Origin of the sequence: Rathayibacter sp. VKM Ac-2803 (assembly GCF_009807175.1) — a bacterium.
Taxonomy (GTDB): domain Bacteria; phylum Actinomycetota; class Actinomycetes; order Actinomycetales; family Microbacteriaceae; genus Rathayibacter.
Map to the genome: position 1 here is coordinate 873,402 of NZ_WUCD01000001.1, position 23,193 is coordinate 896,594.

Sequence of the window (23,193 nt, forward strand, 5' to 3'; positions counted from 1 at the left end):
CCTTCAGCGCTCAGCGCGTCAGCAGGTCGCCGCCGCGTAGGGGACGCTCGTCGAGTACGGCGGCTGGTTCGCCGCCGAACCGGTCACCGTCACCGAGCCGGCCGGCATCGCCTTCAGGCGCGTGGTGAACGCGGCCGAGGCCGAGGAGCCGGGAGCGACCGAGGCGAACGACTTCGTGCCGTGGTCGGAGGCGATCGTCACGGTCGCCGCCGCGGTGTCGTTGTTCTTGACGGTCACCGAGAGCACGACCTTGCCGGCCACGCAGCGCGTCGAGCCCACCGGAGCGAGCTCGAGCGTGTCGAGCGACACCGCGGCCGAGGCCGACGTGTTCACCCGCTCGTCCGTGTAGCCGTTGTAGGTCGCAGTGACACTGCCGACCTCGGCCGGGACGGTGGCGCTCGCCGAGCCGCCCGCGAGCGGGACGGTGCTCGACCAGGCGCCCCCGGTGAAGGTGACGGTGCCGGCGACCTCGCCCTCGTCGGCCGCGGCGACCGTCGCGGTCACGGTGCGGCCCTGGGCGGTGAGGGTGGTCGTGGAGTCGACTGCGGCGATCCCCGTCCAGGTCTTCATCGCGGTGAGGACGCTCTGCGGGACGCTCACGAACGCTCCGTGGCGCGGGCTGGCCGGGAGGCCGCCCTTGGTCGAGACGGTCCAGTCCGCCGACTTCGAGAGGCGCGCGCTCTGCGTGCTCCCCGCGATCGCCGCGCCGCTGGTGACGAACGCCTTGTAGCCGCCGCTGCCGTAGTTGTCGACGAGGAACGCGTAGCCGTCGCCGTTCGCGGTGGTGTCGTTGGGGTCGCCCGCGTTCAGCTTGATGATCTCGGGGCCCTCACCCTCCTGACCGGTCTCGAGCCGCGTCATGTTCGTGTCGGTGAGCTGCCACGTCGTGTTCGGGTCGGCGGTCCAGTTCGACGACGTCGTCGGCGCGGTCAGCACCTTCGACTTCTCGAGGAAGATGTCCTTGCCCGCCTCGAGGGTGCCGGCCGCGCCGCCCTCCTCGTTCTTGGTGAAGCGGTAGTAGTAGTCGCCGATCCTGGTGATCGTCGAGTCGATCCGCGCGTAGCCGGTGTCCTGCCAGGTGGCGGGCGGGTACGTGAAGGTGCGGAAGTCGCGGGTGATCACCGAGAAGACGCGGGAGTAGAGCTTGTCGCTGTTCGTCTTCGTCGCGTCGGAGTAGAGGCGCGAGGAGAAGAAGACGACGTACGACTGCAGCGCGTCGTCCCAGTACGCCTCCGGGGCCCAGGTCATGCCGGCGGCCGGCTGGTTGACCGTGATGCCGGTGTCGACGCCGTTGGTGCGCGTCCACTTCACCAGGTCGACCGACTCCCAGACCTCGATCTTGAGGCTGCCCTTCGACTGCGCGTCGCCCCAGGAGGTGCCGCACGAGATGCAGAGGTCGGTGGCGACCATGTAGTACTTGTCGCCGTTGTGGGAGCGGAGGATGAACGGGTCGCGCAGACCCCTCGTGTCGGTGGTCGAGGTGATCACGGCCTGACCGTTGTTGACCGGCGAGAAGGTGAAGAAGTCGTTGCCCGACGTCGCCGCCTGGTAGATCTTCTCGTCGCCGTCCGACTTGAAGTACGCCGAGGCGTAACCCGCGTCGGGTGCCGTGCGACCGAGCTCGGCGACCGTGAGCGTGAAGGTGCGCGACTCCGAGACTCCGTTGAGCGTGGCGTTCGCGGTCAGGGTGACCGTCTTGTCGCCCGAGCCGTAGGCGGGACGGGTGACGACTCCTCCGCCGCGGTACGGGTCGGCGGCGCCGACGGCCGGGGCGACGTAGCCGGTGCTCGTCGGAGTGACGAGCGCCGGGTCGGAGGAGGTCCAGGTGATGGCGGTGCCGTTCTTGGCGCCGGTGACCACGAGGGGCAGGTTCTCGGTGGTGCGGCTCGCGAGGGCGAGGGCGTCGAGGTCGTCGTTGATGCTCGGAGCGAGCACGATCACGTCGAAGGTCAGCGTGGTGCCGAGGCTCGTGGTGGCGGTGAGCGTGACCGGGGTGTCCTGCGCGATGCTGCGCGAGACGACTCCGGTGCTCGACACGACCGCGGGGTTCGACGACGACCAGGTGAGCGTGACTCCGCTGCTGGTGGCCGGCAGGGTGAGGTTCGACGAGACCGTGGTGAGCGACGGGTTGTCCGCGAGCAGCACCGGCAGGACGTCTGAGCGCAGCAGCGCCGAGGTCGACGCCGACTTGGCGGCCGCGGTCGGCATGCTCGAGGCGACCTGGTCGGCGGTGAGCGCGGTGTCCCAGAACTTGACGTCGGTGACGTCGGCGGTGAGCAGTGCGTCGCCGGTGTAGAGCGAGCGGCCGAGGTAGCCGAGGGTCGACCCGGTCGGGATGATGCTCGCCATCGACTTGCTCGCCGTGACGGTCGAGATCTGCGTGCCGTCGCGGTAGAGCGTGAGCGTCGTGCTCGATCCGGTGCCCGAGCCCACGAGCGTGAGCGTCGTGAAGCCGGGGTTGAGGCCGCCGCCCGCGGGCAGGCGGGTCTCGCCGTTGCCGGTGTCCTTCACCCGGATGCCCGAGAGCACCTGGTTGCTGTAGCCGCCCTCGGAGCTGCGCGGGTTCACGAAGACGTGGTTGCCGAGCTGCGTGGTGTTCCAGGTGCCGACTCCGTCGCCGATGACCCAGCCGAACTGGTTGGCCGAGGTCTGCGTCTTGACCGTGTACTCGACGGCGAAGGCGTTGTCGGTGCCGGTGACGAGCCCCTTGGGGAGGGCTGCGTAGCCGTTGTTCTTGAACCGGGCCACCTGGTCGCCGCCCGCGTCGGCGAACGAGGCGTCGGTGAGACCGGTGAGGGTGGCGTTGCGCCCGTTGCCCGAGATGTCGAGCAGGGCGGAGCCGGCGTGCGACATGTCGTAGTGCGCGGTGGGCGCGGGGACGTCGACCGCCTGGGCGCTCACGGGGACGAGGGCGCCTCCGAGGGCGACGCTCGTGCAGGCGAGGGCTGCGAGGAACAGGGAACGTGCGCGGCGCCTGGGCGCGGCGGCAGCGGGCTCCGGGGAGCGTCGTCTCATCGTCGAGACCTTTCGGATCGGGGAGGTGCAGGGCCGTCGGGGAACGTGGAGGCGGCTGGTGTTCACGTTAACATGCGCGCGGTGGCGGGGGCTAGCGACAGAACGGCCTTTCGTCGGCGACGACGAAGCGGGTCACAGCCACAGGACGACGTGCCGACCCGCCACTCGCTCGACCGCGACGGGGGTGTCGTAGAGCGCCTCGAGGTGCGACGCCGTCACCACCTCCACCACCGACCCGTGGTGCACCACCCGCCCGTCCCGGAGGGCGATGACGCGGTCGGCGAACTGCGCTGCGACGTTGATGTCGTGCAGCACCACGACGATCGTCATCCTCCGCTCGTCGGCGAGGCGGCGCAGCAGCTTCATCAGCACGACGCCGTGGCGCGGGTCGAGGTTGTTGAGGGGCTCGTCGAGGAGGAGGTGGTCGGTGTCCTGCGCGAGCGCCATCGCGACGAACGCGCGCTGGCGCTGGCCGCCCGAGAGCTCGTCGAGGAACCGGTCGCGCACCGTCGAGAGGTCCAGCGCAGCGATCGCCGCATCGACGAGGGCGCGGTCCTCCGGGGAGGTGCCCCGGCCTCCGTGCGGGAATCGACCGTAGGCGACCAGCTCCTCCACGCTCAGTCGGATCGCGAGGTGATTGTCCTGGCGGAGGATCGCCAGGCGCGTCGCGATCTCGCGCGAGCGGGTGGTCGCGACGTCGAGGTCGTCGACGGTGACGGTGCCCTCGTCGGCCTTCACCAGCCGGCCGATCGCGGAGAGCAGCGTCGACTTGCCCGAGCCGTTGGGCCCGATGATCGCGGTGACGCCGACTCCGATCTCGAGGGTCACGCCGTCGACGGCCACCAGGGGGCCGTGCCGCTTGATGACGGAGGTGGTGCGGATCATGTCAGCGGGCCCTTCCGGTGAGGACGAGGAGGAGGAAGAGGATGCCGCCGACGAACTCGATGACGACGGGGAGCTCGGTGCCGAATCCGAGCACGCGGTCGAGGACGAGCTGCCCGCCGACCAGGGCGACCACTCCGACCAGCACCGCGGCCGGGATGCTGCGCAGATGGCGATGGCCGACCACTCCGTAGGCGACGTTCGCGACGATCAGCCCGAAGAAGGCGACCGGGCCGACGAGCGCCGTCGAGGCCGCGACCATCACCGCGATCGCGAGGACCACGTGCATCACCGTGCGGCGGTGCTCGACCCCCAGCGACACCGCGGTCGCCTCGCCGAGCGCGAGCACGTCGAGCGCGCGGCGGATCGGCCACAGTGCGGCGATCGCCGCGACGACCAGGACGCCCGTCGGGAGCAGGAGCTCCCGGTCGACCGAGGTGAAGCTCGCGAAGGTGAGGTTCTGCACGATCGCGAAGGTGTCGGGGTCGAGGAGCCTCTGCAGGAACCCCGTGATCGAGCGGAGCAGCACCCCCAGGACGAGGCCGGCCAGGACGATCACGTGCAGATCGAGCCTGCGCCGCACGAAGAGCCAGGAGTAGAGCGCGACGACGACTCCCGTCATCAGCACGAGCTCGGCGAGCCACGTCACGAGGGGAGGTGCGGCGACCAGCAGCATCGGCCCGACGGCGAAGGCGACCACCACCTGCATCATCAGGAAGACGGCGTCGAAGCCCATGATCCCCGGCGTCAGGATGCGGTTCGCGGTGATCGTCTGGAAGAGCACGGTCGCGACTCCGATGGCGGAGGCGGCGATCGCCATCCCGAGCACGGTGCGACCGCGGAGCCCGAGAGCGTACTCCCAGCGCCCGGGGAGGTCGGTGAGGAGGTAGAGGCCGACGACCGCCACGGCCGCCGTGGCGAGGAGGAGGAGGCGGAGCGACGGGGAGCGCAGGGTCACGAGGCCGCCCGTCGACGTGCCGGCCCGATCAGCAGGCGGAGGAACACGACTCCGCCGACGATCCCCATCACCAGCGAGATCGGCAGCTCGAAGGGGAACCGGACGGTGCGGCCGATGATGTCGCAGGCCAGGACCAGGGCTGCTCCGAGCAGGGCGACGAGGGGCACGGAGCGGCGCATGCTGTCGCCGACCATGCGGCTCACCAGGTTGGGCACGATGAGTCCGAGGAAGGGCAGCGCCCCGGTCACGACGATCATGACCCCCGTGACGACGGCGATGATGACGACTCCGGTCAGCATGACGGCCCGGGTGTCGAGCCCGAGGCCGCGGGCGGTGTCCTCGCCCAGGGCGACCACGGTGAAGCGGTCGGCGGCGATCCAGGCGACGGCCGCCGCGGCCGCCGCGACGTAGAGCATCTCGTAGCGCCCGCGGAGGATGCCCGAGAAGTCGCCGACACCCCAGTTGAGCAGCTCCTGCTGCGCGTCGGTGCGGTACGCGATGAACGTGGTGGCGGCTCCGATCACCCCCGCGTAGAGGATGCCGACCACGGGCACGAGCACGCTCGAGCGCGAGGGGATGCGTCGCGCCAGGGCGAGGAAGCCGAGCACCCCGGCGAGAGCGCCGACCGACGCGAGGGCCGCCTTCGCCCCCATCGGCAGATCGGGGGCGAGGAGGAGGATCGCGAGCAGTGCCAGGGTGGCCGCGTCGGTCGCGCCGGTGGTCCCGGGCTCGACGAGACGGTTGCGGGTCAGCAGCTGCATGATCAGCCCGATGACGGCGAAGGCCGATCCGGCGAGCAGCAGGGCCAGGGTGCGCGGCAGCCTGCTCTCGACGAGGACGAAGGCGTCGAGCTCGGCGACGCCGAGGAACAGCGAGATCGTCGCGAGGGCGGCCACGAGGGCCACCCCCGCGACGATCAGCGAGCGGGGAGTCACGGGGAGTCGGTCGCCGCTCAGCTCTGCATCGCGTCGTGCACCGACTCGAGGACGTTCTGCACCGAGGTGAGCCCGTTGATCACGATGTAGAGCTCGCTGGCGGGCAGCAGCACGATGCGGTCGTCCTGCGCGGCGGGGGTCTCGGCGACCAGGGCGTTGTCGAGGGTCTGCTCGGCGGTGCTCGCCTCGCCCGTGGCGGCGCCGCGGTCGAAGGCGAAGATCCACTCGGGTGCCGCGGTGAGGATGAACTCGTTGGTCACCGTGTCGCCGTGCGGCGATCCCTCGGTGCCGGGCAGCTCGGCCGCAGGGACCGCGGGGGTGAAGCCGAGGCCGTCGAAGAAGTAGCCGAAGCGCGAGCCCTCGCCGAAGGCGCTGTACTCGCCGCCCGAGACCGAGAGAACCAGGGCGGTGCCCGAGGCGCTGCCGCTGATGGTCGAGGCGAGCTCCTCCGTCTCGGCGACCGCCTCGGCGACCTCGTCCTCGCGCTCGAAGATCTCACCGAGCTGGGTGGCGCGCTCGAGCGCGGCGGCCGGATCGAAGGTGCCGGCATAGCTGCCGGTCAGGTCGATGGTGGTGGCGATCTCGGACAGCTCGTCGTACTGGCCGGTGCTGCGCGCGGCGGTGACGATCAGGTCGGGGTCGAGCTCGGCGACGGCCTCGAAGTCGGGCTCGAACAGCGTGCCGACCTTCGGCAGATCGGCGTACTCCGACAGGTAGTCGGGCAGCGTCGCATCGGGGATCGCGACGACGGCCTCGCCCGCGCCGATCGTGTGCAGCGTGTCGAGGGTCGCGATGTCGAAGGTCACCACGGCGGAGGGGGACAGCGGCACCTCGACGGAGTCGCGGGCGACGGTGCGGTCCTCCTGGTACGACTGCTCGCCGTCCTCGTCGACGAGCGTCAGGGTCGGCTTCGCGTTCTCGACGACGACCGTGGCGTCCGCGCTCGGTTCGGCGTCGGAGGCGGACGAGGAGCAGCCGGCGAGGAGGAGAGCGACCGCGGCGAGTCCGGCGGGCATGGCTGTGCGACTTCTCAGAATGCGATTCATGAGGGGAGCCTAACCTAACTCGGAGGAAGGGTCACCTCGCCTGGCGCGTCACACCCCGAGGATCTGCAGCACCGTCGAGACGATCCCGCAGGCGACGCCGATCCCGGTCAGGAGCAGGCCGACGAGCTTCAGGACGCGGAACGCCTCGCTCCGGCGGTGGAGCCGGATCCGCGCCGGCTCGTCCTCGCGGTAGTAGACGGAGCGGCGGTCGGAGTCGCCGCGCGGAGCCAGCGGGTCGTCGTCGCGGAGCGCGCGCGAGCCGACCTCGCCGTCGTCGCTGATCCAGTGCAGCGCGCGCGGCGGTCCGTCCTCGAGATAGGCGGTCGTGCTGATCCACCGCCCGTCGGCGACCAGGGCGATCAGGCTCGCGCCGAGCACGAGGAGGCCGAGGGGGATGCCGACGAGGGAGAGGACCTCGAGGATCGTCGCCAGCATTCAGAGCTCCCGTCGCAGGATTCGAGGGTAGCGGGAGGTCGCGATCTTCACCCCCGAACGTGCGCGGGGCGGCCGCCGGGGTCACTCACCTGGCAGTGTGGCCGCGTGACCAGTCGAGTGGCCGATGACGGGATGGCCGAGTTCGGATACCGGCAGTCGCTGACCCGCGGCATCGGGCGCTTCGGCAGCTTCGCCGCCGGGGTCAGCTACCTCTCGATCCTGACCGGCACGTTCCAGCTCTTCGGCTTCGGGTTCGGCTTCGGCGGCCCCGCGTACTGGTGGTCGTGGCCGATGGTGTTCGTCGGGCAGTTCGCAGTGGCGCTCTGCTTCGCCGAGCTCGCGGCGCGCTATCCGGTGGCCGGCTCGGTCTACAACTGGAGCAAGCGCGTGGCGGGCCCGACCGTCAGCTGGCTCGCGGGGTGGATGATGGCCACCGCCTCCGTCGTCACGCTCGCCGCGGTGGTGCTCGCCTACCAGGTGACGCTGCCGCAGATCTGGAGCGGCTTCCAGCTGGTCGGCGACGGCACGGGCGCGAGCGCCGGCGTCAGCGCGGTGATCTGGGGCGCGATCCTCGTGACCTTCACGACCGTGGTGAACGCCTTCGGGGTCAAGCTGATGGCGCGGATCAACAGCACCGGAGTGCTGATCGAGCTGATCGCGGCCGTGCTGCTCGTGATCCTCCTGGCCGTGAACATCGTGAATCCGCCGACCGTGCTGATCGAGGTGCCCGGCGGCACGTCCGGAGGCTACGCGGGCGCGTTCCTCATCGCCGCGATCGCCTCCGCCTACGTGATGTACGGATTCGACACCGCCGGCTCGCTCAGCGAGGAGACCGTCGATCCGCGTCGCACCGCCCCGACCGCGATCCTGCGCGCGGTCGTCGCCTCGTTCGTGATCGGCGGGCTGATCCTGCTGTTCGGGATCCTGGCCGCGCCCGACCTCTCCGACCCGGCGCTGGCGACGGGCGGGCTGCAGCTGATCGTGCTGCAGGTGCTGGGCGGCCCGCTCGGCCGCGTGCTGCTGGTCTGCGTCGTCGTCGCGATCACCGTCTGCGCGCTGGCCGTGCACACCGCGGGCATCCGGATGGTCTTCGCCATGGCCCGCGACAATGCGCTGCCCGGGAGCGCCCGACTCGCCCGCATCGACTCGCGCCACGGCACTCCGGTGCTGCCCGCCGTCGTGGTCGGGGTGCTCGCCGTGCTGATCCTCGCGGTGAACATCGGCACCCCCGAGATCTTCACGGCGGTGACGAGCGTGGCCGTGATCATGATCTACGTCGCCTACCTGCTGGTCACGGTGCCGCTGCTGCTCCAGCGGCTGCGAGGGCAGTGGGCGCCTTCCTCCGGCGGGTACTTCTCGCTCGGCCGGTTCGGGCTGCCGGTGAACCTCGTCGCGGTGCTGTGGGGCGCGGCGATGACGGTGAACCTCGCCTGGCCGCGCGTCGAGGTCTACGGCGACGGGCCCCTGCGGTACATCGCGTTCGCGGTGATCGGAGTCGTGGTGGCCGTGGGGCTCGGCTGGTACCGGCTGCGCGGGCGCCACCGCGTGGGGACGCTGCCGGAGCACGCCCGGGCGGAGTGAGGCGGCGCGACCACGTGCAGAACCGAGGTCGAGGATCGCCGTCAGCCCGTTAGCGTGGTCGAGGCGCGCTCTCGACCTCGGTTGCGCACGCCTCGACCGCCGAGAGGGAGGCCACCGTGCGAGCCCTCTCGACCTCGGCGCTCCTCGTGCACGCGACGCTGATCCAGGCCGTCGCGTTCCTGCTGCGGCCCGCTGCGGTCTACCAGGCGATCCAGCTCGATGTGCCGGCGTTCGCGCTCGGAGCGCTCGGCGCCTCCTTCGCGGTAGTGCCGCTGCTGATCGCCCTGCCCGTCGGCGGGCTCGTCGACCGGGTCGGCGCGCGAATCGTGATGGCGGGCGGCTCGGCGGTGACGGTCGCCTCCGCGGTGGTGCTGCTGCTCGCGGGCGGCACGATCGCCGGCCTGCTCATCGGCATCGCCCTGCTCGGCGCAGGGCACCTGGGCTGCGTCGTCGGCCAGCAGGCGGTGGTCGCGGGAGGCGCGGCGGGAACGCGCCTCGACAGCCGGTTCGGCTACTACACGTTCGCCGCGTCGCTCGGGCAGGCGATCGGTCCGGCGTTCATCCCGCTGTTCGCGGGCGGCGCGGTGCGGCCCGATCCGGCACCGCTGTTCGTCGTCGGCGGGGTGCTGGCGGTGATGCTGCTCGTGGTGACGGTCGCTATCCGGTCTGCGCCGCGGCGAGTCGCCGAGACACCGTCCGAGGGCTCGACGCTGAGCCTGCTGCGGATGCCCGGCCTCGCGCGGGCGCTCACGACGAGCGCGATCGTGGTGGCCGCCGTCGACCTGACCATCGTCTACCTCCCGGCCCTCGGCGCTGAGCGCGGCCTGCCCGCGGGCGTCGTCGGGGCGCTGCTGACCGTGCGGGCGCTCGCGTCGATGGCGTCGCGCCTCCTGCTCGGAGTGGTGACGGCGCGCCTCGGCCGCACCCGCGTGATGGTCGCCGGGATCGTCGTCTCGGCGGTCTGCCTGGTGCTGGTCGCGCTGCCGGCGCCGACGGCCCTGCTGTTCGTGGCCGTGGCGCTGATGGGCCTCGGACTCGGCATCGGCCAGCCGATCACGATGTCGTGGCTGATCGAGCGGACGCCCGCCGACCGCCACGGGCGCGCGCTGTCGCTGCGGCTCGCGGGCAACCGGGTCGGTCTGATCGCGCTGCCGTCGCTGCTCGGAGTCATCGCCGCGGCAGCGGGCGCGGGCGGGGTGCTGATCGGGACCGGCGTGGTGGTCGGGTCGACGCTGGTGCTGCTGCGCGGGGTGCGGCTGGACTGAGGGGGTGCGTCTCGGGAGCCGGGCTCAGACCCAGGGCCACCAGGGGGCGAGCGGCTCGCTCGTCAGCGCTCCGGCCGTGATCGTCGCCAGCGCGATCACCGCGGCGACCGTGAGGCCGACGGCCGGTCGGCCCGATCCGATCAGGAGCGCTCCGAACGAGGCCAGCGCCCCGAGGCCGACCATCGAGAACCAGCAGAAGAAGGCCCAGGCGGGCTCCGCGAGGCAGTCGATCGGCTCGTCGTAGACCTCGACGAACACGCCCCGGTAGGTGGCGGCGCAGAGGCCGACCGCGGCGAGCGAGGCGAGCACGCAGAGAGCGGCGAGCACCGCGGTCACCGCCAGCCCCACCCCGCCGACCGACGCGAGGGCGATCGACAGCGCGACCTTCCTCCTCGACGCCGTCGGATCCCAGGTCACGGAGTCGGCTCGCCGTCGTCCGGCCGCTCGTCGACCGCCCACAGTCGCCGGGCCGCGACGGCTCCGACCCGCAGCGCGCCGACTGCTGCTGCCGCGGCCCGCGGTCGTCGTCCTGTCCGCATGCGACACCCCCGCGGCGAATCGTAGGCGGCGCCGCCCGCGCCCGCCTACTCCGCCCGCACCTCGCTCGCCGACTTGTCGGCGCGCCAGCCGCGCCAGACGCTGTGGCGCAGGGTTCCGGAGGCGGTGCGCTCGCGGTACCGCACCTCGCCGACCAGCACGGGCGCGACCCAGCGCACGTCGCGCGACTCCTCCGGCGGCACCGAGACCGCCGGCTCGTCGGTCGCGTGCTCGGCGAGGCGGTCGACGAGGCCGCGCCGCTCGCGGTCGCTGAAGCCGGTGCCGACGCGGCCCGAGTACTCGAGGTGGCCGTCGGCTGAGGGGATCGCCGTCAGCAGCGACCCCACCGAGCCCTGCAGTCCGCCCTCGCCGAGGCGCCAGCCGACGATCACCACCTCCTGCACGCGGTGGTGGGTCAGCTTGATCCAGTCCCGGGAGCGGCTGCCCGCCTGGTACTTGGAGGAGCGGCGCTTGGCGACGACGCCCTCCAGACCCAGCGCGAGACTCGTGGCCATCGCCTCGTCGAGGTCGCCCTCGAAGACCGAGGGGACGTGCACCCGCTCGTTCTCGACCACGGCGTCGACGAGGGCGGCGCGGCGCTCGTCGTAGGCGACTCCGGTGACCGCCGAGCCCGCGAGCTCGAGCACGTCGAACACCATCAGGTGCACCGGAGTCGCGCGTACCGCGGCCTCGATCTCGCGCGGCTTCGTCAGCCCGCCGCGCGTCTGCAGCAGCCCGAAGTCGGGTCGGCCTCGCGCGTCGAGCGCGACGATCTCGCCGTCGAGCACGGCGTCGCCGCAGGCCTCGGCGATCGGCGCGAGGAGGTCGGGGAACGCCGGCGTCAGGTCGTTGCCGTTGCGGCTGGTCAGGGTGACGACTCCGCCGCTCACTCGGACCAGGGCGCGGTAGCCGTCCCACTTCATCTCGATCGCGGCGTCGGGGTCGATCTCCCCGGCGCGGCCGGCGGTCGCGAGCATGGGCCGGAGGTCCACGAGCTGTCGAGGAGCGGCGCGCGGAGTGGCGGCACCTCGCCCCTGCGGCGCGTGCTTGCCAGGGCCTCCCGTCATCAGGTGCAGCAGCCAGTTCTTCTCGTCGCCCGTTCCGCCCTTCGCGCCCGTGTGCAGCAGCGCGTACCGGCGCGGCTCACCGCCGAGCCCGCCGTCGGGCCGACCGGTCAGAACGGCGATCACCTCCTCGCCCTCGCGCCACTTCTCGAGCGCGTAGGTCCCCTCGTCCCAGATGCGGACCTCGCCGCCTCCGTACTCCTTCGCCGGGATGGTGCCCTCGAACGTCGCGTACTCGAGCGGGTGATCCTCCGTCTGCACCGCGAGCCGGTTGGGGTCGCCGACGAGCGGCGGGCCCTTCGGCACGGCCCAGCTCACCAGCACGCCGTCGTGCTCGAGGCGGAAGTCGTAGTGCAGGCGCCGTGCGTGGTGCTCCTGGATCACGAAGGTGTCTCCGGACGACGAGATCCCGGCGCCGGGATCGGGCACCGGCTCGGGGGTCTTCGACGCGTCGCGCATGCTGCGGTAGGCGGCGAGGCGATCGGCGGAGGCGTCGGTCGCCGCGAACCCCGCCAACCGCTCGGGAGTGGGCTCGAGCCCCGCCCCGCGGGAGGCCAGCACCGGGCGCAGCAGATCGCCGCCGGAGCGCAGCCGGTCGACCACCTCGTCGGGGGCGAGGTGCCGCAGATCGGACTCGCCGATCTCGTCCCACGTGCGCGGGGCCGCCACCCTCGGCAGCAGCCGCCCGCGGAGCGAGTACGGCGCGATCGTCGTCTTCGCTGCGCTGTTCTGGCTCCAGTCGACGAGCACCTTGCCGTCGCGCAGCGTCTTCTTCATGTCGGACACCACGAGATCGCGGTGGTCGGCCTCGAGCACCTTCGCGAGCTCGTGCGCGACCGACGAGATCTGGTCGCTCGTCGCCGACGCCTCCAGCGGGCAGTAGAGGTGGATGCCCTTGCTGCCGCTCGTCACGGGATACGGCTCGAGCCCCATCCCCTCGAGCAGGTCGCGCGCGAGGAAGGCGACCTCGGCGCACTCGGCGAGCCCGGCCCCCTCGCCCGGGTCGAGGTCGAGCACCAGCCGGTCGGGCGGGCGGCGCTCGCCGTCGGAGCCGACCCGCCACTGCGGCACGTGCAGCTCGAGGGCGGCCTGCTGGGCGAGCCAGGTCAGGCCGGCCACGTCGTCGACGAGGGGGTACTCGACGTCGCGCGACGAGTGGCTGAGGCGCGCCCGGCTGATCCAGTAGGGCGCGGAGGAGGGCAGGTTCTTCTCGAAGAAGACCTCGCCCGGGTGCTCGGCCGTGCCGACGCCGTCGACCCAGCGCTTGCGGGTCACCGGCCGCCGGGCCAGGTGCGGCAGCATCGCGGAGGCGACCGAGGCGTAGTACGCGAGGACGTCGGCCTTGGTGAACCCCGCCTCGGGATAGACGACCTTGTCGAGGTTGGTCAGGCGGAGGCGCCGCCCACCCACCGAGACGAGCTGCTGCGACGAGGGGGCCATGGCTCCATGGTGGTGCCGCGGCGCCGTCAGTGGGAGGGAGTTGCGCCGAGGTGGCGAGATCGGCCGGCAGGGAGGGCCTGTGGAGGACTCGCGGCGCGCTCCCGGCTCCGATCGATAGCCTGGCGATCCCGCCTTCTAAGGAGATCCTGTGACGATCACCGACATCCCTCTCACCACGATCGACGGCACGCCGTCCACGCTCGCCGACTACGCGCCGGTGAAGCTCATCGTCAACGTCGCCTCCCGCTGCGGACTCGCGCCGCAGTACGAGAAGCTCGAAGCCCTGCAGAAGACGTACGGCGACCGCGGCTTCACGGTCCTCGGCTTCCCGAGCAACCAGTTCCTGCAGGAGTTGAGCGACGAGGACCGCATCAAGGAGTACTGCTCGACGACGTGGGGCGTGACGTTCCCGATGTTCGAGAAGGTCAAGGTCAACGGACGCTCGGCCCACCCGCTCTACGCGGAGCTGACGAAGACCGAGGACGACAGCGGCAAGGCCGGCCGCGTGAAGTGGAACTTCGAGAAGTTCCTCGTCACCGCCGACGGCACCGTGCACCGCTTCCGCCCGACCGTCGAGCCCGACGACCCGAAGATCGTCGGACTCATCGAGCAGTCGCTGCCCGCCTAGGGCCTGTCGAACACGATCCCGCGTGCTCCGCTCAGCCTGATCGCACGATCTGCGGCGTCGCGGATCTCGGCCCATGCCCGCATGGGCCTTCGATCCGCTCCTTGCAGATCGCACGATCAGGCCGTGCTCGAGACGGCGGTCTCGTGTTCAACAGGCCCTAGCGAGCACGCAGGCCGGCCGCGGCGCGCGCCTCGGCCGGCTCGACGCCCTCGGGGCAGACGATGTCGGTCACCTCGAAGGGCGTCGCACGCGTGAAAGGGATCATCTCGATGCCGTCGACGTGCCGCAGCAGCACGGAGGCGCCGGTGCCGTCGCGCAGGCTCCTGCGCACCTGGCGGAGGAAGATGCCGGCCATCTCGAGCTCGACGGTGAAGGTGCGGCCGCTCACGTCGATCCGGCAGCCGATGACCTGCTGACTCGAGGTCGACGCGGAGTCGGGCGCTCGGCGCGCCTCGGTCGGCTCCTTGGTGGTGCTCGCGTCCTGCTGGCTCGTGAAGGTGGGCAGGCCGGTTGCTCGCGCGGTCTCGGTCATCATCGTCTCCGTCCGTCGGCGCGTCCGGCGGGACACCGTCGGGACGCTGAGGACGACGCTACGACCTGACCCTGAGACGGGGGGTGGGCTTGACGAGCGCGAGGCTGAGAGGCAGGGCCGTCGGGCTCAGGAACCCGGGCGGGCGGCACCTCCGGCTCGTCGAATCCGGTTCGGCTCGCCGATTCGGGCGGTTCCAGCGAGCCGAACGTGATTCCGAGAGCCGAACACGTTCCTGAGAGCCGAACCCGGTCCCACGAGCCGAAGGTCTGCCAGCCGGACGGGATACCCTCCAGGAGTCCGTGCCGTCCGACGAAAGCGAAGTGCCGTGAAGACGAGGGTCATCCTCTACCTCATCGGAGGCGTGCTGCTGCTCGGTGCCGGCATCTCCTCCGCCGCCGACGGCGTGACCGTCCCCGACATCATCACCATCGTCTGCGGCGTGCTGATCCTGGCGCTCGCCGGCTGGCAGTACTTCCGCTCGCAGAACGAGCCGCCGAAGCCCTAGCTCGACGGCACCTGGCGCACCAGCAGCAGCCGGTACGGAGCCGCCCGCTCCACCCGCCAGCCCTCGGGGGCCACGGCGCGCAGCTCCGGCGCCGTGTAGCTGCGCCGCACCGACAGCGACCCGTCGTAGTGCAGGAACGAGCCCGCCGCGATCGGCCGGGTCGCCATCGCGTAGGCCGTGTAGGCCAGCCGCGAGCGCTCGATGTCGTTGTGCAGGGCGCGCGGGGCGAGCCGCTCGCTGTCCGCGAGGAGCGACTGGAGCGCCTCCGGATCGAGGTGGTGCAGCAGGTGGTTCGACACGACGATGTCGAAGCTCGCGCCCTCGGCGACGAGCTCGGAGCTGCTCGCCCGACGGAACTCGACCCCGGCCGGTGCGGGAGTCGACGTGGCGTAGGCGTAGGCGCGCTCGTCCGGATCCGCTGCGGTGATCGACAGGCGCAGGCCGTCCTCGCGGGCCCAGCCGGCGAGCGAGCGGGCGATGTCGCCCCCGCCCGAGCCGATGTCGAGCAGTCGCACGGGATCGCCGGCGCTGAGGAGGGGCCGCACCCGCGCCCGGTACAGCCCGCGCCACCCCGAGACGAGCCGGTTCACCCTCGGGAACCGCGCGTAGGTCGCGTCGAGCAGCGCCCGATCGCAGTCGGGGTCGTCCATCAGCTCGCGCGCCTCGGTCTCGCGCTGCCGGAGGTCCGGGCGGAGGGATGCGCGGACGCTCACGCTCCGCCCCGCTTGGTGAGCAGTGCCATCTCGACGGTGAGGCCCGGCCCGAACGCCATCGCGCCGATCCGCTCGCCGTCGCGCGCCTCGCCGTGCAGGAGGCGGCGCAGGATGAACAGCACCGTCGCGCTCGACATGTTGCCGTTCGTCCGCAGCACCTCGCGCGAGGGGGCGAGCTGCTCGTCGTCGAGCTCGAGCGCGCTCTGCACGCGGTCGAGGATGCTGCGGCCGCCGGGGTGCACGGCCCAGCGGGCGATGTCGCCGACACCCAGGCCGACCTCGCCGAGCGGTGCGGCGAGCGCCTCCGTGATGTTCTTGCCGATGATCGCCGGCACGTAGGTGCTCAGCCTCATGGCGAAGCCGTGGTCGCCGATCGTCCACGCCATCTCGTCCTCTCCCTCGGGGGTGAGGGTGGAGGCGAGGGAGTCGATCTCGAGCACCGCCGTGCCGGGGGCGGGCTCGCGCGCCGTGACGACGGCGGCGGCGCCTCCGTCGGCGAAGACGGAGGACGCGACGATCTGCTCGGGGTCGTTCGAGGCGGTGAGGTGGATGCTGCACAGCTCGACCGCGACGACGAGCACGACCGCCTCCGGGTCGGCCTCGCAGAACGCCTGGGCGGCGCGGAGGCCGGGGAAGGCGCCGTAGCAGCCCATGAAGCCGAGGTGGAAGCGCTGCGTCGACGGCGCGAGGCCGAGCCGGCGCACGAGCTGGTAGTCGGGTCCGGGTGCGTAGAAGCCGGTGCACGAGACGGTCACGACGTGCGTGACGTCGGTCGGCCCGAACTCGGCGGACTCGAGGGCGCGGCGGGCCGCCTCCGTGAAGAGCTCGGGAGCACGGGCGGTGTAGAGGGCGTTGCGGGCCGCCGTGCCGGGGTCGAGCAGCAGCCCCGACTCGCGGTCGTAGAAGACGCTCTCGCCCTCGTACTCGCTACGGTCGAGCTCGTCGACCACCGTGTTGCGCGTGTCGATGCCGGAGGCGTTGAACGCCGCTCCGATCAGCCGCGACGCCAGGCGGGTGACGCCGGGCTGCTCGGCGAAGAGATCGCGGATGCCGGACTGCTGCAGCACGGTCGGAGGGACGGCCGTCTCGATGCTCCGGATGTGCACGCTCACGCGCCGGAACCTACCGCACCTCGGTGGGAGATCAGGGAGCTCAGAGGATCGGCTTCCCGCCGGTGACGGCGATCGTCGAGCCGCTCATGTAGCTCGCGTCGTCCGAGGCGAGCAGCACGTAGGCGTGCGCGACCTCCGCGGGCTGGCCGGGGCGGCCGAGCGGGACCTGCTCGCCGAACTCGGCGACGGCCTCCTGCGGCATCGTGGAGGGGATCAGCGGCGTCCAGATCGGGCCGGGCGCCACGCTGTTCGCGCGGATGCCCTTCGAGCCGAGCGCCTGGGCGAGCGACGCGGTCATGCTGAGCATCGCGGCCTTCGTGGCGGCGTAGGGGAGCAGCTGGTACGACGGCTGGTCCGACTGCACCGAGCTGGTCGCGATGATCGAGGCGCCCGACTTGAGGTGCGGCAGCGCGGCCTTGACCAGGTGGAAGTAGGCGCTGAGGTTGGTGGCCAGCGTGCGGTCCCACTCCTCGTCGGGGATGTCGGTGACCTCCTCGCGGCTCATCTGGAACGCCGCGTTGCTGACGAGCACCTCGAGGTGGCCGAGCGTCTCGACCGTCGTCGCGACGACCTCGCGGCAGTGCGCGGCGTCGCGCAGGTCACCGGGGAGCAGGAGCGCCTGGCGTCCGGCCTCGCGCACCCACTTCGCGGTGTCCTCGGCGTCCTCGTGCTCGTCGAGGTACGAGATCGCGACGTCGGCGCCCTCGCGGGCGAAGGCGATGGCGACGGCCTTGCCGATGCCGCTGTCGGCGCCGGTGACCAGGGCGACCTTGCCGCTGAGACGGTTCGCGCCGCGGTAGCTCGTCTCGCCGTGATCGGCCTGCGGAGTCAGCTCGGCCTCGGTGCCGGGCGGGGTCTGCTCGGGGGATTCCGGAGTCATGTCACGTCCTCTCGTCGAAGTCCCATGCAAGCGGGTCGCGCCGCTCGCCCGCAGGGGCTTGACGGCTCCGTCAACCCCGAGACTGCGGAGGCGCCGAGGCCCTTCAATGGGTCCAGTGCCGCTACTCCGCGGCCATCCGAGGAGGTCCCCATGAGCATGCCCACCGACCGCGACGGCTCCGACCCGAACCGGACCGAGCAGCTTCCCGACGGAGTCGGTTCCACGACGAGCCGGCCCGCGACCGGTGCGACCGCCGCGGGATCCGCGACCAGTCGGCCGGCGACCGGCTCGACCCCTGCCGGCTCCGCCCCCGAGCACCGCGCGCCGCTCGATCAGGACTCGGCCGAGGCGAAGCAGGCCCGCGCCGCCGCGCGCAAGGACATCCAGCAGCGCGAGCGCGAGAGGTTCGGCGGCCTCAAGATCGGCTGCGCCTTCTTCGGCTGGCTCGCGGCGACCGGCCTCGCGGTCATCCTCACCGCCCTCGTCACAGCGATCGGAGCGGCCGTCGTCGGCACGCAGGACGTCACGGCCGATCTCGCCGCCGACCCCGCCGCCTTCGGCTGGGTCGGTGCGATCGCGCTGCTGGTGATCCTCCTCGTCGCCTACTACTCCGGCGGCTACGTCGCCGGTCGCATGGCCCGCTTCAACGGAGCGAAGCAGGGCGTCGCGGTGTGGGCCTGGGCCGTCATCGTCGCGATCCTCGTGGGCATCGCCTCGGCGGTCACCGGAGGCGGCAACGAGGTCCTCTCCGCCGTCAGCGGCTTCCCGACCATCCCGCTCGACGCCGGTGACGCCACCGTCGCGGCGATCCTCACCGCGCTCGCCGCGGTCGTCGTCTCGCTCATCGGTGCCGTGCTCGGCGGCCTCGCCGGCATGCGCTTCCACCGCCGCGTCGACCGCGAGGGTCTGGCGGGTCTCGCCGTCTGACGCCTCCGGCGAGTCTCCGTCCGGGGCCCGGAGCGGAGACTCGCCTACGCTCTCCCGGGTGACGACTGTGCGTGCTGACCAGGTCTCGCTCGAGCTGCGGGAGTGGCGGCCGGGCTCGCTCGAGGACCTCCGCGACGAGTACCTCGGCTTCCTCGCGGCGCGTGGGGCGTCGGCGCTCGAGCGCGACGGCGGACCCGAGCACCTCACCGCGAGCTGCTTCGTGCTCTCGCCGGGGCTCGACCGGGTGCTGCTCTGCTTCCACCGCAAGGGCCGCTTCTGGGTCCAGCTCGGCGGGCACGTCGAGCCCGGCGACGCCTCCCTGGCCGACGCCGCCCTGCGCGAGGCGCGCGAGGAGAGCGGAGTCGCCGACCTCCGACTCCTCGGGCACCTGCCCGTCGACATCGACCGGCACGGACTGGGCTCGGGATTCGGCCGCTGCAGCACGCACTGGGACGTGGGGTACGCGGCGGTGGCCGATCCCGACGCGCCGGTCGCGGTGAGCGACGAGAGCGACGACGTGGCATGGTGGCCGGTCGACGCGCTGCCCGACGAGGTGCCTCCGGGGTTCGCCGCTCGTCTCGGCGGCGCTCTCGCCGGAGCGCGCGCACTGACGTAGTGCACGATGGGGCGATGAGCGCCACAGACCGCCCCGTCGTCGTCCTCGCCGGAGCGAGCGGATTCCTCGGCACCGACCTCGCCCGGCGCTTCGCCGACAGCGGCTGGGAGGTGCGGCGCATCGGCCGCTCCGGCCCCGACGCGCGCTGGGGCGACACGGCGGGCATCACGCGGACCCTCGACGGGGCCCGGCTGCTCGTGAACCTCGCCGGGAAGAGCGTCGACTGCCGCTACACCGCGGCGAACCGCGCCGAGATCCTCCGCTCGCGCGTCGAGACGACCCGGGAGCTGCACCGGGCGATCGAGGCCGCGGCCACGCCTCCCCGGACGTGGATGAACGCGAGCACGGCCACGATCTACCGCCACGAGGAGGAGCGCGCCCACACCGAGGGCGACGGCGTGCTCGGCGAGGGCTTCTCGGTCGACGTCGCCCGGGCGTGGGAGGCGGCGTTCTTCGCGGGCGTGACGCAGGGCGTGCGCCGCGTCGCGCTGCGGATGACGATCGTGCTGGGCGACGGGCCGGCGACGGCGATCCTGCTGCGGCTGGCGCGCCTCGGGCTCGGCGGCCCCCAGTTCGACGGGCACTGGCCGGGCACGCGCGCGCGACGCGAGGCCGGGGTGCATCACGAGTACCGGCCGACGCACGGGCGTCAGCGCTTCAGCTGGATCCACGTCGAGGACGTCTTCCGCTCGATCCTGTTCCTGGAGGAGTCGGCGCTCGAGGGCCCCGTGAACCTCGCCTCGCCGAACCCCAGCGACAACACCGAGCTGTCGCGGCTGCTGCGCGCGACGGTCGGCCGCCGCCTCGGCCTGCCGGCTCCCCGCTTCGTCCTCGAGCCGGCGACTCTGCTGCTCCGCACCGAGCCCGAGCTCCTGCTCAAGAGCCGCTGGGTCGTCCCCGGCCGCCTCGAGGACGCCGGCTTCGCCTTCGCCCACCCCCACCTCGCCGAGGCCCTGCGCGACATCGTCGCGACCCGCGGCTGACCCGGCCCCCCTCCTGGCTGATCGAGTAGCCCGCGGAGCGGGCGTATCGAGATCCACGTCCGTCAGGAGATGAGCGCAGACGCCTCATCCGCTGTAGCTGGTGGGTCTCGATACGCCCCTGCGGGGCTGCGGGCTCGACCAGCATGGAGGGAGCCGGCGGAGGCATACTTCTCCCTCAATGCCGAGACGCGAAGCGGCTTCGCTGCTCGCCGCGCCTCTCCGGGATAGCGGGTTCGACCAGCGGGCGTGCGGGATCCCGTGCTCCTCGCCGGTCCGATTCGTCACAGATGCACCGTGCTACTCGATGACACGGGTGTTCTGTGACGGATCGAACGCCCTCGGCGGAGAAGCCACGTGCAGCGCACGGTCCCCTGCACGCTGATCGAGCCCGCAGCCCGCGCAGCGGGCTATTGGCATCCACCTCCGCCAGGAGGCCGGGGCAGAAGCGTGAACCGCTGACGCTGGTGGGTCTCGATACGCCCCTGCGGGGCTGCGGGCTCGACCAGCATGGACGGCGGCTGGCGGCCGGCCCTCCGGCGCACCTGCAGACCACCCTGGCCGTCGAAGGCGAAGCCGAGAACGCGTGCCAAGCGTTTTCGGCGGGCCGTACGCAGGACGCTCTGCGAATCGCGACCACTTCGAGAAGCCGACTGCGCTGAGCCGCGCGAGGAGCGGCTCAGACGACATAGCTCTTCGCGGCGCGCTACTGCGCGACTCGAAGAGCTATGTCGCGGCGGTACTGCCCGCCGTCGAGGTGGATCAGATCGAGCGCCTGGTACGCCCGTGCTCGCGCCTCGGTGAAGTCCGCGCCGCGCGCGACCACGTTCAGCACGCGCCCGCCCGTGGCGACGAAGCGGCCGTCGACGAGCTGCGTCGCCGCGTGCGCGATGGTGACTCCGGGGACGGCGGCCGCGGCCTCCAGCCCGCTCAGCGCGCGGCCGGTGACGGCGTTCTCGGGGTAGCCCTCGCTGGCCAGCACGACGGTGACCGCGACCTCGTCGGTGAAGGCGGGCCACGGCACGGAGGCGAGCGATCCGGTCGCCGCGGCGTGCAGCAGGGCCGACAGCGGCGAGGCGAGGCGCGGGAGCACGACCTGCGTCTCGGGGTCGCCGAAGCGGGCGTTGAACTCGATCACGCGGATGCCGGCGTCGGTGACGATGAGGCCGCAGTAGAGGAGTCCGATGAACGGGGTGCGCTCGCGCTCGAGCTGGCGGATCGTCGGGATCGCGACGGTGTCGATGACCTCGTCGACGAAGGCGCGCTCGTCGGCCCAGCGGTCGGCGAGCCAGGGGAGGGGCGAGTACGCGCCCATACCGCCGGTGTTCGGGCCCTCGTCGCCGTCGCCGAGGCGCTTGTAGTCCTGCGCGGGGGAGAGCGGGACGACGTCGTGACCGTCGGAGAGGAGGAAGAGCGAGACCTCCTGGCCGGCGAGGAACTCCTCGATCAGCACGTCCCCCGACTGCAGCCAGAACTCGGCGTGCGCGACGGCCGCGCTCCGCGACTCCGTCACGAGGACGCCCTTGCCCGCGGCGAGGCCGTCGGCCTTGACGACGTAGGGCGCGCCGAACTCGTCGATGACGCGGTTCGCGTCGACGAGCGTCGAGACGCGGGTGGCCCGCCCGGTGGGCACGCGCGCCATGTCCATCACCCGCTTCGCGAAGGTCTTGGACCCCTCGAGCGCGGCCGCGGCGCGATCGGGACCGAAGGTCGGGATGCGGCGCTGGCGCAGCGCGTCCGCGACTCCGGCGACCAGCGGCGCCTCCGGACCGATGACGACGAGCTCGATGCCCTGCTCGAGCGCGAAGTCGGTGACCAGGCGCGGGCTGTTGGTGTCGAAGTGGATGACCTCGACATCGCGGGCGATGCCGGCGTTGCCGGGCGCCGCGATGATCTCGTGCTGCTCCTCCTCAGCGAGGAGAGCGGTGATGATGGCGTGCTCACGGGCACCCGAGCCGAGGACGAGGATCTTCACCCTGACAGGATAGGCCCGGCCTGCGGAGCGCCGACCCCGGGTCTCCTCCACCGCGACGGCGCGCGCCGGCTCTCCACTACCCGTCTCGCGGCGGACGCCGCGCCGCCCCGCTTGCTGCCAGGATCGACCCATCGCGAGGGGACAGGGGGTACCGCGATGATCACCTTCATCGTGGTCGGGGTCGCCGGGCTGCTGATGCTGCTGGTGTCGGTCGTGGTCGGCGACGTGCTCGAGAGGGTCGGCGGCAGCGCGCTGTCGGGCACCGCTCTCGGCATCGCCGCGACGCTCTTCGGCGCGGCGGGCGTGCTCACGATGTCGCTCGCCCTGCCGACGGCCGTCGCGTACGCGGCCGCGTTCGTCGCGGCCGTGGCCTCCTATCTCATCGTGCTCCGTCTCACCCGGCGCATCGTCGGCGGCTCCGACGGCGGTACGGTCGCGGTCATCGGCCTGCATGGCATCGCGACCGCGTCGATCTCGGTGCGCGGGGGCGAGGTCAGCCTCGACGGTCCGGGCGAGGTCGAGCGGTGCCCCGCCTACTCGGAGGAGCCGATCCCCGAGGGCACGCGCATCAGGGTGATCGAGCAGGCCGGCACCCGCGTCAAGGTCGAGCGCGAGTCGTTCGGCGTCTGAGTCGGAGAGGTCGGGGCCGAGAGGTCGGGGCCGAGAGGTCGGACGGCGGAGGCGCCTGCCCCGAAGTCGTCTCGCGGAACCGGTCCTGCCTCGCGCACCGGCAGGATGGACCCATGGCCAAGGGCAGGATCGACGAGAAGAGCGGCCAGGAGGCGGTGCGCACGGCGCTCGCCGGAGACGCCGACCGGAACACCACGGCGACCGCGGTCCGCTTCCTCCTGCAGATCATCGAGACGAACGTGCCCGGCCGCAGCGTCGAGGTGCGCGTCCCCCCGTTCGGTGCGGCGCAGTGCGTCGAGGGCCCCGGCCACACCCGCGGCACTCCGCCGAACGTGATCGAGATGGACGCCGCGACCTGGCTGCCGCTCGCGACCGGTGCGCTCCCCTGGCAGGACGGGCTCGCCAGCGGCCGGATCCACGCCTCGGGGGTGCGGGCCGACCTGACCCCGTACCTGCCGGTCCTCCGCGTCGTCTGATCGCCGCCCGACCGACGCCGCATTAACTTCTCGTAAACGCACCCGCCCCCTCCGCCGGGCC

The 23,193-nt window shown here is 72.2% G+C and carries 22 protein-coding genes; 9 read left to right on the plus strand and 13 right to left on the minus strand.

The window, feature by feature from the left end; translation table 11 throughout:
* Nucleotides 1-18: 18 nt before the first annotated feature.
* From GRS96_RS04060 to GRS96_RS04085, 6 genes are all read right to left on the minus strand, one after another.
* The gene (locus tag GRS96_RS04060) at nt 19-3,015 is read right to left on the minus strand and encodes an immunoglobulin-like domain-containing protein (protein WP_159987785.1); all 2,997 of its coding nucleotides are present in this window, start codon (nt 3,013-3,015) and stop codon (nt 19-21) included.
* Between the two features lie 132 nt (nt 3,016-3,147).
* On the minus strand, nt 3,148-3,900 hold the full coding sequence (locus GRS96_RS04065; RefSeq protein WP_159987786.1) for an iron ABC transporter ATP-binding protein: 753 nt from the start codon (nt 3,898-3,900) through the stop codon (nt 3,148-3,150).
* 1 nt (nt 3,901) lies between these two features.
* Nucleotides 3,902-4,855, minus strand: a complete 954-nt coding sequence (locus tag GRS96_RS04070) for an iron chelate uptake ABC transporter family permease subunit (protein ID WP_159859671.1) — start codon at nt 4,853-4,855, stop codon at nt 3,902-3,904.
* A complete protein-coding gene (locus GRS96_RS04075) occupies nt 4,852-5,790 on the minus strand; it encodes an iron chelate uptake ABC transporter family permease subunit (protein WP_236553556.1) in 939 nt (312 codons plus the stop codon). Before GRS96_RS04075 ends, GRS96_RS04070 begins: the two co-directional genes overlap by 4 nt.
* 17 nt (nt 5,791-5,807) lie before the next feature.
* Nucleotides 5,808-6,806, minus strand: coding sequence for a siderophore ABC transporter substrate-binding protein (locus tag GRS96_RS04080; protein WP_159859668.1), 999 nt, complete (start codon nt 6,804-6,806; stop codon nt 5,808-5,810).
* Between the two features lie 78 nt (nt 6,807-6,884).
* Entirely contained in the window at nt 6,885-7,271 is a 387-nt protein-coding gene (locus tag GRS96_RS04085) for a hypothetical protein (protein ID WP_159859665.1), read from the minus strand.
* 105 nt (nt 7,272-7,376) lie between these two features.
* Between GRS96_RS04085 and GRS96_RS04090 the strand changes: the two genes are divergently transcribed.
* A complete protein-coding gene (locus GRS96_RS04090; protein WP_328612390.1) occupies nt 7,377-8,852 on the plus strand; it encodes an APC family permease in 1,476 nt (491 codons plus the stop codon).
* Between the two features lie 116 nt (nt 8,853-8,968).
* Nucleotides 8,969-10,117: an MFS transporter gene (locus GRS96_RS04095; protein ID WP_159859662.1), complete on the plus strand. Its 1,149-nt coding sequence runs from the start codon at nt 8,969-8,971 to the stop codon at nt 10,115-10,117.
* Nucleotides 10,118-10,141: 24 nt separating this feature from the next.
* Here GRS96_RS04095 and GRS96_RS04100 read toward each other — a convergent pair whose 3' ends face one another.
* Together GRS96_RS04100 and GRS96_RS04105 are read right to left on the minus strand one after the other, a co-directional pair.
* Entirely contained in the window at nt 10,142-10,534 is a 393-nt protein-coding gene (locus GRS96_RS04100; RefSeq protein WP_159987787.1) for a hypothetical protein, read from the minus strand.
* 167 nt (nt 10,535-10,701) lie between these two features.
* A complete protein-coding gene (locus GRS96_RS04105) occupies nt 10,702-13,158 on the minus strand; it encodes an ATP-dependent DNA ligase (RefSeq protein ID WP_159987788.1) in 2,457 nt (818 codons plus the stop codon).
* Between the two features lie 148 nt (nt 13,159-13,306).
* On the opposite strand from GRS96_RS04105, the gene GRS96_RS04110 reads away from it, so the two are divergent.
* Nucleotides 13,307-13,786: a glutathione peroxidase gene (locus GRS96_RS04110; RefSeq protein WP_159859653.1), complete on the plus strand. Its 480-nt coding sequence runs from the start codon at nt 13,307-13,309 to the stop codon at nt 13,784-13,786.
* A gap of 157 nt (nt 13,787-13,943) precedes the next feature.
* Here the strand turns inward: GRS96_RS04110 and GRS96_RS04115 are convergent, their stop codons facing one another.
* On the minus strand, nt 13,944-14,321 hold the full coding sequence (locus GRS96_RS04115; RefSeq protein ID WP_159859650.1) for a hypothetical protein: 378 nt from the start codon (nt 14,319-14,321) through the stop codon (nt 13,944-13,946).
* Nucleotides 14,322-14,643: 322 nt separating this feature from the next.
* On the opposite strand from GRS96_RS04115, the gene GRS96_RS04120 reads away from it, so the two are divergent.
* Nucleotides 14,644-14,823 carry a hypothetical protein gene (locus GRS96_RS04120; protein ID WP_159859647.1) on the plus strand — a complete coding sequence of 60 codons (180 nt, stop codon included), beginning with the start codon at nt 14,644-14,646 and terminating at the stop codon, nt 14,821-14,823.
* Here the strand turns inward: GRS96_RS04120 and GRS96_RS04125 are convergent.
* The 3 genes from GRS96_RS04125 to GRS96_RS04135 are packed head-to-tail and all read right to left on the minus strand — an operon-like array spanning nt 14,820 to nt 17,528.
* The gene (locus GRS96_RS04125; RefSeq protein ID WP_236553557.1) at nt 14,820-15,536 is read right to left on the minus strand and encodes a class I SAM-dependent methyltransferase; all 717 of its coding nucleotides are present in this window, start codon (nt 15,534-15,536) and stop codon (nt 14,820-14,822) included. The two genes, GRS96_RS04120 and GRS96_RS04125, sit on opposite strands and share 4 nt — an antisense overlap.
* On the minus strand, nt 15,533-16,648 hold the full coding sequence (locus tag GRS96_RS04130) for a type III polyketide synthase (protein ID WP_159987789.1): 1,116 nt from the start codon (nt 16,646-16,648) through the stop codon (nt 15,533-15,535). Before GRS96_RS04130 ends, GRS96_RS04125 begins: the two co-directional genes overlap by 4 nt.
* Nucleotides 16,649-16,688: 40 nt before the next feature.
* Entirely contained in the window at nt 16,689-17,528 is an 840-nt protein-coding gene (locus tag GRS96_RS04135; RefSeq protein ID WP_159987790.1) for an SDR family oxidoreductase, read from the minus strand.
* A gap of 150 nt (nt 17,529-17,678) precedes the next feature.
* Between GRS96_RS04135 and GRS96_RS04140 the strand changes: the two genes are divergently transcribed.
* Genes GRS96_RS04140 through GRS96_RS04150 form a run of 3 tightly spaced genes read left to right on the plus strand, consistent with a single transcriptional unit; the run spans nt 17,679 to nt 20,054 of the window.
* Entirely contained in the window at nt 17,679-18,455 is a 777-nt protein-coding gene (locus tag GRS96_RS04140; RefSeq protein WP_235022119.1) for a hypothetical protein, read from the plus strand.
* A gap of 58 nt (nt 18,456-18,513) precedes the next feature.
* A complete protein-coding gene (locus GRS96_RS04145; RefSeq protein ID WP_236553558.1) occupies nt 18,514-19,071 on the plus strand; it encodes an NUDIX hydrolase in 558 nt (185 codons plus the stop codon).
* A 14-nt stretch (nt 19,072-19,085) separates the two neighbouring features.
* Nucleotides 19,086-20,054 carry an epimerase gene (locus GRS96_RS04150; protein ID WP_159987791.1) on the plus strand — a complete coding sequence of 323 codons (969 nt, stop codon included), beginning with the start codon at nt 19,086-19,088 and terminating at the stop codon, nt 20,052-20,054.
* A 703-nt stretch (nt 20,055-20,757) separates the two neighbouring features.
* Here the strand turns inward: GRS96_RS04150 and purD are convergent.
* Nucleotides 20,758-22,026: a phosphoribosylamine--glycine ligase gene (purD, locus tag GRS96_RS04155; RefSeq protein ID WP_159987792.1), complete on the minus strand. Its 1,269-nt coding sequence runs from the start codon at nt 22,024-22,026 to the stop codon at nt 20,758-20,760.
* 156 nt (nt 22,027-22,182) lie between these two features.
* On the opposite strand from purD, the gene GRS96_RS04160 reads away from it, so the two are divergent.
* Complete coding sequence (locus GRS96_RS04160) at nt 22,183-22,656, plus strand: NfeD family protein (RefSeq protein WP_159987793.1); 474 nt, start codon at nt 22,183-22,185, stop codon at nt 22,654-22,656.
* A 113-nt stretch (nt 22,657-22,769) separates the two neighbouring features.
* Nucleotides 22,770-23,132 (plus strand): sterol carrier family protein, encoded by a 363-nt coding sequence (locus tag GRS96_RS04165; RefSeq protein ID WP_159857931.1) that lies wholly within the window; start codon nt 22,770-22,772, stop codon nt 23,130-23,132.
* Nucleotides 23,133-23,193 lie beyond the last annotated feature (61 nt).